Genomic DNA, 12,954 nt, shown 5'->3' on the forward strand with positions numbered 1-12,954 from the left:
ATTGATCTATGAGTCAACCCAAAAGCGAAGTTCCAGCACTAGTGGTTACTTTGGTGGTGATGGTCGCTATTCTCGGCGGCGCATTTTGGTTTCTAAAAGATAGAGTCTCGTTAGGCGGACTCTCTGGTGGATCTCAGCCGTCTGATCAAACCGCTAGTTCTAATCAATCTGGTGCCAATCAACCTATACAAGGGAACGCGGGCACCTCAGCCCCGATGGACTTTGGTGGTGTGACTGACGTCCCAACAGGGCAGTTTCGCTATGGCGGCAGCACGGCTTGGGCTCCGATTCGCGGCGTAGCATCACCCGTTATTCAAAGCAGCTTTCCTGGCTTTTCCTTGCTCTATACCGAGTCGCCCAACCAAGCGCCAGGATCGGGGGTAGGTATTCAGATGCTGATTAACGGAGAGCTATCATTTGCTCAATCGTCGCGACCCATAACCGCATCAGAAAGACAGCAAGCTACGCAGCAAGGGATTACCTTGCAAGAGATTCCGGTTGCTATGGAAGCCGTAGCCGTAGCCACTCATCCAAATCTGCCCTTGGCCGGATTGACCTTAGCTCAGTTGGCAGGTGTATACACTGGGGAAATTACAAACTGGCAGCAGGTAGGCGGCCCTAATCTAGCCGTAGTCCCTGTATCTCGCTCCGAGCAGGGTGGAACAGTGCAGTATTTTCAAGAAGCGGTTCTAGAAGGTCAGCCGCTTAGTTCGACTGTTCAAAATCAGTCAACTACCACCGCCGCTATCCGTTTTGTCAGCGACACGCCTGGCGCTATTTACTATGCCTCCGCACCTGAGTTGGTCGGTCAATGCACCGTAGCGCCACTGCCAATTGGCGCTGATCCTAGAGAACTCATTCCGCCTTATCAATCGCCATACGTACCCCCACAGAACTGTCCGGCTCAGCGTAACCAATTGAACCTACAGGCAATCCAAGATCAGAGCTATCCACTGACTCGTCCAATATTTGTCATCGTCCGTCAAGGCGATCCGGTATCAGAAAATCCGGGCACAGCCTATGCACAGCTACTAAAGACAGACAGCGGTAAGCGGCTGTTGAATGAAGCAGGATTTGTCGCTGTTCAGTAATGCCTATGTCTAGGTTCTGTCGCTAGGTTCTGTCAGTAGTTTATGGGTGTCTTCTGCGCTTGTGCCTTTTGTTCTATGCCGCTTACTCTATGCCTTTCGCTCTGTACCGCTTACTCTATGCCTTTTGTAAGTGGTGTGAAGCTAGCTATGGACAAAAGTGATATGAGTTGGTACGGTTGTTCTTATACCTCAGCGTACGGATTTATTCGGACGCTAGTTAGCCATTTTGCTTTGCGAAAGAGATTTCTACTGTTTGAGACTGTCTTTTAGAAATGTTTGGAGCAAAGTGGCAGACACTGTAGTAGATAGCTGGTAGTCTGCAAATTCTGATGGAACCTCTCACTCACGCGCAACAAGAATTATACGATTGGCTTGTTGTCTATATCCGCGAAAACCGTCACTCTCCTTCAATTCGGCAGATGATGCGCGAGATGAAGCTCAAATCGCCTGCACCTGTGCAGAGTCGACTAGAGCATCTGCGGCGAAAGGGCTACATTGACTGGAAAGAAGGTCAAGCGCGGACAATCCGCATTATCAAAGATAATCATGGCGTGCCTATCTTTGGCGCGATCGCAGCGGGCTCTATTGTCGAAACATTCGCCGATACCTTAGATGCCGACGAGTCCTTAGAACGGTTCGATCCGACTGCTCTTGACTTCAAAGGAAGTGACTTTGCGCTAAGAGTGCGAGGTGATTCGATGATAGAAGCTTTGATTGACGATGGTGATATCGTCATCATGCGTAAGGTCCAAGATCCTAAGCGGATTCGTAACGGCACAATCGTGGCGGCTAGGGTTGAGTCAGCCATGACTTTGAAGTACTACCACTTTGACGATGGGAAAGTAACGCTCAAACCGGCCAATCCTCGGTTTGCGCCGATGGAGTACCCAGCCGCAGAAGTCAGTATTGACGGCGAGCTAGTAGGTGTTTGGCGTAGTCGGGGCTTAGGTTAGCCCTGGAATAAGCTAACCCCCCGTCCGAGCTAGTTATAGTCTGAGCAATTGGTAGTCCAAAGAATGTGTAGCTCGAAGAATCAGTAGCCTAGAATCACGTAGGACTAATGGTTCTAGCGTATGAAGCTCGCAGTTGAGAAAGCGTAGATCGGTGCCGAAGTGCCTTGATAAACGGGGATACTCTAAACTGATTTAGGTTGTTCAACAATGTAACGGACATGGTCACTGCTACAGAAACCTCTGCATCTGGTCGATCTGGCCGTGGATTTTGGTCAGAGCGGTTTTATGTGGTGATGTTGACGCTTTCATCCATACTTCTTTTGTGTGGTGCCGCAGGTTTTCTGTACTTAGAATCGAACAGTCCTTTATCTTTACTAGGCGGTAGCGATCGCCCGATCGCTGCCGCTACTTTATTTGTTCCAAGACAGTCTGCTTTTTCAGCTTCGCTACTGACTCGGCCAGAGAAGATAGCCGCCTTCTTGCAATCGCTAGAAAGCCCTGATCAGCGGCAGCGGAGCCTGCAGGAAATCGAGCAGCTCAAGCAGCAGTTTCTAGACAAAGTGGGATTGGACTACGAGCAGACTATTCAGCCTTGGCTCGGAGAAGAGGTAACGTTTGCGCGCACCTTTACCGATCTCGATCTAGATTCGTCGAATGGTCAGCAGCCAGGCTATCTAGTCGCTGCTGAAATCGCACCGAGCCGACAGCATCAGGCGCAAGCGTTCTTGCAGCTATTTTGGCAGCAGCAGGCACTCTCTGGAAATGTGCCCAGCAGTGAGAAGCTCAGCGGCGTTCGGATTCTATCGTCTACGTCAGTGCGATCGCCTGCGATCAAAGCCACTGCGCTCGTCGGTGACCAGTTCGTCTTACTCGCGAATGATGCACGGGTACTCAAGCGCAGTATTCAGGTGGCTCAAACCGCAGAAAATTTAGCTCAAAACTCGGCATACCGCAAAACCGTTGCTGCCCTGCCGGAAACGCGAATCGGTCTAGCCTATTTTGATTTGAACTTGTTTGATCTGAACTTACTTGACGATGCCAGATCGGATCGGGTATTCGCAGCGATGTCTATAGGACTTGATAGAACTGGCTTGGTCGCAGAGGCGCTGCCATCCTCAGCAGCATCACGAGTGCCAGCCCAGGTAGATAGATCTGCGCCAGCAAATGAGCGGGGCCAGACCCCAGCGACGCTATCGCTTTTACCCGCAAATAGTGAAGTGGCGATCGCCGATCAAACGCTCTCTCGCCTGCGCTCAGACTTGGCTGCGATCGGTCTATCCGCCGATGCGCTGCCGGCGCTGTTGCAGTCAGTACTACAGCTAGAAGCCGACAGTACCCCGAGTACTCTAGAGAACTGGGCAACAGGCGATTACGCGCTAGGTAGAGTGAACACCGGGCGTTCACATGATTGGGTATTGGTAGTTGAGCGAGATGAGGCCGGAATTGCTGCTCTAGACCGCTACGCGATCGCCTCTGGCTATAGTAAAGTCCCCATCTCTGTGGGTGAGGCAACGGTCACCGCCTGGACCCGATTGAAGGCCGTTCAAAATGGCCAGCGAGGCCGTGACCTGGAAACAGAGCTCTTGGGATTGCACCTACAGCGAGACCGCTACGAAATTTTTGCAGACTCGCTAGCCGCGATGAATAGTGTGCTAGCAGCTTCAGAACCGTTAGTGCAATCGGCCCGGTTTGAGCAGGTGATTGGTCCGCTGGCTACCTCCCCGGAGCGGGGCTATATCTACCTCGATTGGCCTGCTGTCGCGCCTGCGCTCAGCCGCAGATTTCCTGCGCTCGCTCAGGCCGTGACTGTCACTGCGCCTGCTTTCTCTCACATCGATACGGTTGCCGCCACTCGCGCAGACGAAGCTGTCAGCCTCTTTGTCCGCCTCAAAGGGTCTGCCTAAAGGCCAAAATCACGGGCAGCAGCATGGGCAACAGGTTTGATAGTATCCGGCCAATTATTATTCGCTGGGGAAAAGGCGAGACGCCCACGGCTGACCAATATGAACAGGTGACTCGCTGGATGCTTGTGCAGCCCAGCGCTGCTGTCTGGCAATTAGAGGCTGTGTCAGTTACTTCAGCGCTAAGCGATCGCATCCAGCTCCTACAATCTATTGCTCAAAAGCTGCAGCTAGGGCAGATCAAACTGCCCCTACTAGGCGATTGGACGGCCTGGATCGAGCACATGTGGACGCTTTGGCTGCCTCTAGCGCTGAAAATTGATCAAGCGCAGCGAACAAAAGCCTCGTGCTCAGATGAGCAATTACCAGATGCTCACCTATTTGTTCAAGGCATACTAGGCGGACAGGGGACGGGTAAAACCACCCTCTCCAAGATTTTGCAGCTTTTACTAGCTGAGCTCGATCAGCAAACAGCGATACTATCCATCGACGATCTGTATCTGACCTATGTAGAACGCTGTGAGCTGAAGAAAAAAGATCCAAGGTTTATTTGGCGAGGGCCACCGGGCACTCACGATGTGGAACTAGGGAGGAGAACCTTTGCTCAAATCGCCAGAGCTTTGCCAGATGAGCAGATACAGCTCCCTCGATTTGATAAGTCTTTGTATGGAGGGCAAGGTGATCGCACTGAGCCAACACTGATTACAAAGCCGACAATTGTCTTGTTCGAGGGTTGGTGTGTAGGCGTACGGCCTCTCCCTGAAACCGCATTTCTTGAGCTTTCTAAACTGCCAAGTCCAATCAATACCGAAGCCGATCGGGCCTTTGCGCTTGACTGCAACCATCAGCTAAGGGAGTATGCGCCGCTGTGGGATTACTTAGACAGCCTGATAGTTCTATCTTCAGAAGACTATCGGCTTTCTCAGCAGTGGCGGCAGCAGGCAGAAGAAGAAAGGATAGCCGAGGGAAAAAGTGGGCTGTCTAATGAAGAGATTGCGGCCTTTGTGGCTTACTTCTGGCAGGCGCTGCATCCCCAGCTATTTATTGAGCCGCTAACGCGCGTTAGCCAAAGCCATGAGACGGCTGATTTGGTAGTCACTATCTGCCGATACCATCGGATTGCTCAAATCTATGTCCCTGCTGTGCTCCCCTGTGCTCCCTAGGTCTGCTGAGGTCTACTGGCCTCATCAGCTACGAAAATCAGTGTAAACTGACCACTATTAGGCAAAGAAACCGGGTGAATGTGGTGAGTATGGATACAACCGTTCAGGTGTTGACACCTTCTGGCATCTTAGATGGGACTAAAGCGCAGGAGATACGCTCTCAGGTTGATAGCGCTTTGTCTAGTGGTTCTAACGTGCTGCTGATGGATCTAAAAGATACTACCTTTGTTGATAGTTCTGGGTTAGGAACGCTGGTCTCTGTGCTAAAGACAGTGCGATCGCGCGACTGTGAAATGTACGTGTGCTCGATTAATCCGCAGGTCAAGATGCTGTTTGAACTCACCAGCATGGACCGGGTGTTTGAAATATACGAAAACCGCGAAGCGTTCGAGGCATCGCGGTAGCCATTGCTTTAGATTGTCGGCGCTTTAGTAGAAGAACGCCGCGAGAAGCTGTCTGAGACTCTCAACGGAGCGTCCTAGTGAGGTGAATTAAAAAGGAATGTCGTCGTACTCTGGGGCAGGCTCAGCTGGTTTGGCCTCTGCTGAAGCTGCGGGAACAGCCGCCGCAGCGGGTGTAGAGGCTGGCTTTGCGCCACTAGCAAATCGACCTTCGGCAATCGGCGTCGGCTCACCTAGTGCGACCGACTGCAGTTCACCGATTGGATTGATTCGCTGTGCCGTCATCTCAGCGCGTTTCTCTTTGAAGCCCTCGGGTCGCTCTAGCGTGTTCATGCTCAGTCGCCCTTCTAGTAAGACGCGATCGCCCACCTGATACCGCTCTTGAATCTCCTGAGCCAAATTGCCCCAGCCAACGACTTTCATTTGGCCAGTCGCATCCCCTTCTCTTAGCCCTGGAAATTTGACCACAAACTCCGCAATTGGCGTTTGATTATCAGCGGTATAGCGTAGCTGCGGAGCCTGCACAATTTCCGCCATCAAGACGCAGTTATTCATATGACGCTTTCCTTTCTTCCCTGCTCTGATTCAATAAAATCTTGAACCTTCTGCCGATAGGTCTGCAGCTGCTTATCCACCCAATCTCGGTCTTCACTATTAGCAAAAATGTGGACTAGCGGCTCTCCGGCATCCGGCAAAATCAACACCCAGTTCTGCTTACTAGCATCGACGATCTTAACACCGTCCACTAGCTCCAAACTCTCTGCTGGATGAGTCTCTACAAGATAACGCATGAGCCCGCCTTTGATGGTCCAAGGACAGCGCATCGTCTGCGACCGGTGAAACACTCTAGGCAGCTCCTCCCAAATCTGACCGAGCGATCGCTCTTGAATCAGCAGCATCTCAATCAGCTTAGCTACGCAGAACATCGCATCGAAACCAGGGTGTAGCTGCGGGAAGATAAAGCCCATGTCGCCACTGCCACCTAGCACCACATTCTCTTGAGTGTGGCAAGCCTCCATCAGGGCTGTAGGATTGGCCTTGGTGCGAACTACCCTGCCATCATGGCGACGCGCAATCTCTTCAATTGCGCCCGATGCCTGTACAGGAATGACGACCGTTCCTCTAGGATGCGCCGTCAAAATCATATGCGCCATCAGCGCCGTTAACGCCTCGCCTCGAATTGGCGAGCCGACTTCGTCCACTAGTACTAGCTGTTCGCCGTTGGCTGAGATCTGTACGCCAAAGGTAGCTTGCAGGGCCTGAACGACTTGGCCAAGCTGTCCGAGCATGACATCTCTTTCAGCAATTGAGGGGGCAGTCGGATTTAGACTGGCGTTGAGTACCACTGCGTCGCAATCGTACTGCCCTAGTAGCTGAGGCAAAACCGCACCGGAGACAGCATAGGCGTAATCGATCACGATTTTAGAGCGGCTATTGCGGATGGATTCGGCCCTAAGGTACTTGCTAAAGGCAGTGGTGTAGATGTCTATGACCCGGCTCGGGTAGGTGACTGAGCCAATTTCATGGATCTGCGATCGCCTTAAATCCTCTTTGAAGTAAGCCCCTTCAATCTTTTTCTCTTTACTCTTTGGAATATCGATGCCTTTTTTGTCAAAGAACTCAATCAAGAGATGGTCAGGGCGCTGAGGGTGCAACCTGACGTGAATTCCACCGACCACATCTAGCGTTGGCAGCACGTATCTAGCGACCGGAATAGCAGTCGCCTCTAGGTTTTGAATATTGATGCCCACAGACATTAGGCCCGCAATCAAAGACCTTGACGCCATCCTAGAAATGCTGCGCTGGTCTCTAGAGACCGTGACATAGGCTCCTGGCTTTAGCGTAGAACCGTAGGCCGCACCTAGCTTCACTGCAAATTCGGGCGTGATATCGATGTTGGCTAGACCCGCCACCCCACGCTGGCCAAACAGATTACGCTGAGCTGTTTGGCCCCAGATCAAATTAATATTCAGCGTAGCTCCAGACTCGATAATCTTGCTGGGCCAAACCCGGACGCCTGGGCTGATTTGGCCCTCTTCGCCAACGGTTGACAGCGCACCGACTACAGCCCCCTCTAAGATATGAGCGCGACGATCCACGCGGGTTCCTCTGGCGATTACACAGGCTCGCAGGTGCGTATCTTCACCCACGACTGCCCCGTTCCAGATAATGGGTCGCTTTAGATCCGCATCGCTACCGATAGTGACGTTATCACCGATGACCGTACCTGGTTCTAGCACTGCTCTAGGGCCAATGCGGCAGTTGCTGCCGATCAAAACAGGTCCGTGGATTTTAGCCTCAGGATCAACATAGGTATTCTTGCCAATACGCACGCCTGCCGAGGTCTCTGGATAGTCGTAATCAATGAGCACCTTTTTATCTAGAGCGTCGTAATGGGCCTCTCGGTAGGCATCTAGATGACCGACATCGCACCAGTAGCCGTCAGCAACATAGCCGTACATCGGCTCGCCCTTCTCTAGCAGAAGCGGAAACAGATCTTTAGAGAAATCCTGCTCACACTCACCTGGCAGATAGTCTAAAACCTCTGGCTCTAGGATGTACGTGCCGGTGTTGACGGTATCTGAAAAAATTTCGCTAGTAGAAGGCTTCTCTAGAAACCGCACAATTTTGTCGTCTTCATCGGTGATGACTACGCCAAACTCGATTGGATTAGGCACACGGGTCAGCACCAGAGTTGCTTTTGACCCTTTGCTTTTGTGAAACGCGATCGCCTTTTTAAGATCAAAGTCAGTGATACTATCACCGCTAATGACTAGGAAAGTTTCGTCTAATAATTCTGATACGTTTTTGACACAGCCAGCGGTGCCGAGTGGCTGGTCTTCTTCTACGGCGTAGGTCATCTGCACGCCGAAGTCTCTACCATCTTGAAAATAGTCGCGCATCACATCAGGCAAGTAAAACAAAGTGGCAATGATTTCTGTGATGTCATAGCGCTTTAGGAGATTGACAATATGCTCAGCTATGGGGCGATTAAGCACTGGCACCATAGGCTTTGGTAAGTCGCACGTCAGCGGTCTGAGTCTAGTCCCAGAACCTCCAGCCATAAGTACTGCACGCATAATTGCTCTCCCGATGCAAAAAATATTAAAAGTGAAACTGTCTCTACTTCAAGCCGTGACCACTCTGTGCGAAGCGCTCAGACAATCAGCAGCACTGATGTATGGACCCAACACGCAGAAGAGAGCTTTAATTAGTTAAAAGGTATACCAAATACATTCTATAGGAGTGACGACTGCAGAAGTTCTAGAAAGTGGGCATCGCGCCAAATATGATATATCAGCAGCGCTTTCGACTATCCTGATTTCATCGGCGCTATCATGATGAGCGACGGGCTAGTTCAGGTGATCCTAGTTCAGATGGTCACTAGCTTGATTTTGATCGACATTTTTAATTGGTACTGTCACTTGGCACTGTGGAGGGTTCTATGGGCGAACTACTAACGATCGTTGCACTAGGCGTGTATCTAGTCGGCGGCTGGCGGTTTTGGAGCGGGTTCAACCGCACTAACTTTACGGATAAGAAAGCTTTCTTGACCCTGATGTGGCCTATTCTTTTAGTCTCTAATCAATCGTATCGAAAGAACTTTTCTAAGGCGCTTAAAGGGTCCTGACTTTAAAGAATAGTTGATGGTTCCTACCGCTAAGCTCAATCCTATCTAAGTCCAAGCACGTCTGAATTCGAGCATGTCTAAATCAAAGAAGAATGTGGTTCGATCTGCGGCGATGGGTACGGCACTAGGTGAGGTGCTAAATGCTAAAAGCAGCGCCTGGCCACCGATGATCAATGCAGTGGCCAAGCGGTTTGATGCGGAGTATGAAGGAAAATCCTTTGAGCTGCCTGAAGAGGTGGAGGCGATGCCAGTTTTTCGGGATTGGGCGGCGGGTTCGCTAAATTCTCGGGTGGCCTCTCCGTTTTGGCAGATCGCCAAGCCTAAGAAGAATCAGCACTGCCTAGATCTAGGCTGTGGGTTCAGCTTTTTGATCTACGAGTGGAAAGCTTGGCAGGCAAGGTTCTACGGTCAAGATGTAAGCGAATTTGCTATCAAGACGCTGCATCAGCGCGGGCCTCAGCTAGATTCAAAGCTGTTTCAAGGTGTGAAGCAGGGAGCCGCTCATCAGCTTGACTATCCGCCTGAGAGCTTTGATATGGCGATCGCAACAGGGTTTAGCTGCTATTACCCGATCGACTATTGGCAGACGGTGATGGAAGCTGTCAGGCCGCTGCTCAAGCCAGGCGGAGTTTTCGTGTTTGACGTGATCGATGCTGAGCAGCCGCTCGCTGAGAACTGGGCGATTTTGGAGACTTATTTGGGCGCTGAGGTGTTTTTGGAAGAACTAGGTGATTGGCGATCGCTGATCAAGCAAGTTGGTGCCAAAGTCATCAAGCAGCAGGATGGTGAACTGTTTCATCTATATAAAGTGCGCTGGCCATCGTAAGTGCGCGCTTGCGTCTGGCTGATCGGGGGTACGAGTGAAAGTGCAGCGGTTGCTAGGGCGCTGTTTGATGCGGATGTGCCCTATGTCGTGACGGTGACAACGGAGGCGGCTAGGCAGCTGTACCCCAGCGCGGCCAATGTATGGGTTGGTCAATTGTCGGCAAATTCGATCGCTGCGTTTATTCAGCGCTGGCAGGTGAAGTGCATATTAGATGCGTCTCATCCGTTTGCCAGTGAGATTTCTCGGCTGGCGATCGCAATTGCCAATCAATCCGCCGAATTACCAGGTGCGGCCTATCTCCGCTATGAACGCACTGAAATTTGCCAGCAGTCTTCCAGCCAGCAGTCTTCCAGCCAGCAGTCTCTTCACAGTAAAAATGACGCTGAGGAACATCCTGATAGGAAAAGTACGGATACGGACAGTGCTGAGCGCTCAATTATCAGCCCAATCACCAGTATCAGCTCACTTGGCGAGCTGTTAGATAGCAGTGTCTTCTCGCAGATTTTACGGTATCAGCGAATACTTTTCACCCTAGGCTGCCGACAGCTCTCTCAGTTTTCATCGCACCTTGATCGCCTGCGTCAAACCTCGCAGCTATTTGTTCGCGTGCTGCCCTCTATAGAAGCGCTGTCAGCGGCGCTAGCGGCTGGATTCTCTACTCAAGAGATTGTCGCCATCAGGCCGCCAATTTCCCCGGCATTAGAACGCGCCCTGTGGCAGCAGTGGCAGATCTCTGTAGTCATTGCCAAGGCATCTGGCATAGCGGGGGGCGAAGTGGTGAAGCGGGCGATCGCACTTGAGCTAGGCGTACACCTGATCTTGATCAGACGTCCTTCGATAATCTACCCCCAACAAACAAATTTAATCTCCGAAGCTGTTGAATTTTGTGCCGAAACGCTCAGGTTGTACTAACCTAGCGCTTAAGTGAAGTTACTTAAGTGAAGTTGCTGCAGTGTTCGCACTTTGCCTTACATACTCTCTACTTACAGACTCTCTAATGGTGAAACCTTTGTCATAGCAGAGCAAAGTGGTCAGCCAGCATGCAGATGCATCCGACGTAGTTATTCAGATGGGTCAGCAGGTGAGAAATAAGCCGATAGGCTGAGCTGATAGGCTTCGATCATCGGTACTTTAATCCTTGTACTCCTCGGCCCATAGTTTATAGCGCCATAGTCTAGTGTTACGCTCAGGCGCATCAACAGCTAAGCGTATTCGGCCTCAACAGCTAGCTGTATATAGCCAAGCAGAAATGTGGAGTTTGCTCTATAGGCTTCTCACAACTATAGGCTTCTCACAAAGAGTCCCACCAGCAGTGTTCTTCCGTATCTGTTCGTACACCTCTATACAAGAGAGAGTATTATCTGCGTTCGCTCCTTGACTATTGCTTGATAAGTGCTATCGTGATGGCTACTTTTGGCATTTCTCTCTGTTCCAGAATATTTACTTCTTACTATGCAACCGAGGCCAACTCCCCCCTTCAACTCATCGACAGCAGGCGCTCGCCGGGCTGTTGTGGGGTCGGCGGTGCCCGGCGCTGTTTCTGCAGCCGGGGGAATGGCAGGTATGACCAATGGAACCTCTGTCTACGCGCTAAAAGAGTTAGTTGCTAGGCTGCAGCGAGAGCAAAACAAAATTCAAGATCTGTTGGGTTCGCTAGGCTTTGCCCTCCGTAGCTTGAATAACCTCAATCAGTTTCTAGAGCTGATTCCGATGATCGCTAGCCGCGTGACGGATGCGACTGGCGGGGCCTTGGTGATGTGCCAGCCCGACGGTCATCTTCGACTAGAGCAGCTACATTGCTCTGGCGACGACGATTGCAATAGCGTCCGTCTGGCTTTGGAGATGGCAACTAGGCAGATAGCGCCCTCTCCAGCTCTAGCGCTGAAAGCTGTCGATAGCAGTTCGAGCGCGTTGACTAGTGCCGCGATGCTCTCTTTAGACCGCTATGCCTGTCGCTATCTCGGCGCAGACTTTCAAATATTCGGCACCGCTATTATTGTTCAAAACATTGAACGCGGCAGGCTCTATGTTTTCAGTCAAGAAGGCGACTATACCTGGAGCGATACCCGAGAAAACCTGGTTCGCCTAGTGGCTGACCAAACTGCGGTTGCTATAGAAAACAATCAGCTGACTCACGAGCTTAGAAACAAAGAGCGACTTGATCGAGAATTAGAGCTAGGTGCAGAGATCCAAGCGCAATTGCTGCCACGACAGTGCCCACAGATTGAAGGCGTCGATCTTGCTGCTAGATGTCAGACCGCGAATAAAGTAGGCGGCGACTATTACGATTTTATCCCGACCACTTACGAACAGTTGCGCGCCCCCGATGCCCCCTCTTCTAGAGAAAAGCCTTGGAACTTTGCTATTGGCGATGTTATGGGTAAAGGCGTGCCAGCGGGGCTAATGATGACCATGCTGCGCGGTATGCTGCGCGCTGAAGTGCTCAATAGTCATTCTCCTGCTCACCTTTTGCAGCATTTGAACTGGGTGATGCGTACCGACCTAGAAAGCTCCAACCGATTCGTCACGCTGTTCTGCGCTCAGTATGACCCCCTGACACAGGTGCTGTCCTACGGCAATGCGGCGCATAACCCTCCTTTACTTTGGCAGGCTGCAACCGGTCAGGTTCTCCGCCTAGACGCTGACGGTATGCTGCTGGGGTTAGATATGGAGACGCACTACCAGGAGAATCAGATACAGCTTCAGCCGGGAGATACGGTGATTTACTACACCGATGGTTTTACCGAAGCGGCTGACCGCGATGGCCGCCGCTTCGACGAAGACAACCTGATTGATTCGTTCGGCTGGGCCTGCCGCAACTTCACAGACTCCGATGAGATTCTACAGTATTTGTTCGACATGCTGAGTCGCTTTGTAGGACATGACCGAGAGGCAGAGGACGACACAACCCTTGTCGTGATGAGAATTACTCAGCCAGCGGAATTTAGACAGCTATCTACAGAGCCTTTGGTCTAGATTGTCTGATAT

11 protein-coding genes are annotated in these 12,954 nt (G+C 51.4%); 9 read left to right on the forward strand and 2 right to left on the reverse strand.

The window, feature by feature from the left end; genetic code table 11:
* The first annotated feature begins 8 nt into the window (after positions 1-8).
* The 5 genes from IQ256_RS17460 (at position 9) to IQ256_RS17480 (ending at position 5,512) form a co-directional block, all read left to right on the forward strand.
* Complete coding sequence (locus tag IQ256_RS17460) at positions 9-1,091, forward strand: PstS family phosphate ABC transporter substrate-binding protein (protein WP_193856832.1); 1,083 nt, start codon at positions 9-11, stop codon at positions 1,089-1,091.
* 329 nt (positions 1,092-1,420) lie between these two features.
* Positions 1,421-2,044, forward strand: coding sequence for a transcriptional repressor LexA (lexA, locus tag IQ256_RS17465; RefSeq protein WP_193856833.1), 624 nt, complete (start codon positions 1,421-1,423; stop codon positions 2,042-2,044).
* A gap of 218 nt (positions 2,045-2,262) precedes the next feature.
* Positions 2,263-3,948, forward strand: coding sequence for a DUF3352 domain-containing protein (locus IQ256_RS17470; protein WP_193856834.1), 1,686 nt, complete (start codon positions 2,263-2,265; stop codon positions 3,946-3,948).
* A 23-nt stretch (positions 3,949-3,971) separates the two neighbouring features.
* A complete protein-coding gene (locus tag IQ256_RS17475) occupies positions 3,972-5,108 on the forward strand; it encodes a glycerate kinase (RefSeq protein ID WP_193856835.1) in 1,137 nt (378 codons plus the stop codon).
* 89 nt (positions 5,109-5,197) lie between these two features.
* Positions 5,198-5,512 carry an STAS domain-containing protein gene (locus IQ256_RS17480; protein WP_193856836.1) on the forward strand — a complete coding sequence of 105 codons (315 nt, stop codon included), beginning with the start codon at positions 5,198-5,200 and terminating at the stop codon, positions 5,510-5,512.
* An 87-nt stretch (positions 5,513-5,599) separates the two neighbouring features.
* Here IQ256_RS17480 and IQ256_RS17485 read toward each other — a convergent pair whose 3' ends face one another.
* Both IQ256_RS17485 and IQ256_RS17490 read right to left on the reverse strand, forming a co-directional pair.
* Positions 5,600-6,064 (reverse strand): single-stranded DNA-binding protein, encoded by a 465-nt coding sequence (locus IQ256_RS17485; protein WP_193856837.1) that lies wholly within the window; start codon positions 6,062-6,064, stop codon positions 5,600-5,602.
* Complete coding sequence (locus IQ256_RS17490) at positions 6,061-8,589, reverse strand: mannose-1-phosphate guanyltransferase (protein ID WP_193856838.1); 2,529 nt, start codon at positions 8,587-8,589, stop codon at positions 6,061-6,063. Before IQ256_RS17490 ends, IQ256_RS17485 begins: the two co-directional genes overlap by 4 nt.
* A gap of 365 nt (positions 8,590-8,954) precedes the next feature.
* On the opposite strand from IQ256_RS17490, the gene IQ256_RS17495 reads away from it, so the two are divergent.
* The 4 genes from IQ256_RS17495 (at position 8,955) to IQ256_RS17510 (ending at position 12,942) form a co-directional block, all read left to right on the forward strand.
* Complete coding sequence (locus IQ256_RS17495; RefSeq protein ID WP_193856839.1) at positions 8,955-9,140, forward strand: hypothetical protein; 186 nt, start codon at positions 8,955-8,957, stop codon at positions 9,138-9,140.
* A gap of 73 nt (positions 9,141-9,213) precedes the next feature.
* Positions 9,214-9,966: a class I SAM-dependent methyltransferase gene (locus IQ256_RS17500; RefSeq protein WP_193856840.1), complete on the forward strand. Its 753-nt coding sequence runs from the start codon at positions 9,214-9,216 to the stop codon at positions 9,964-9,966.
* On the forward strand, positions 9,967-10,878 hold the full coding sequence (locus IQ256_RS17505; RefSeq protein WP_193856841.1) for a precorrin-6A/cobalt-precorrin-6A reductase: 912 nt from the start codon (positions 9,967-9,969) through the stop codon (positions 10,876-10,878).
* Between the two features lie 540 nt (positions 10,879-11,418).
* A complete protein-coding gene (locus tag IQ256_RS17510) occupies positions 11,419-12,942 on the forward strand; it encodes a PP2C family protein-serine/threonine phosphatase (protein WP_193856842.1) in 1,524 nt (507 codons plus the stop codon).
* The last annotated feature ends 12 nt before the right edge of the window (positions 12,943-12,954 follow it).

This window comes from cf. Phormidesmis sp. LEGE 11477 (assembly GCF_015207105.1).
Taxonomy (GTDB): domain Bacteria; phylum Cyanobacteriota; class Cyanobacteriia; order Phormidesmidales; family Phormidesmidaceae; genus Phormidesmis.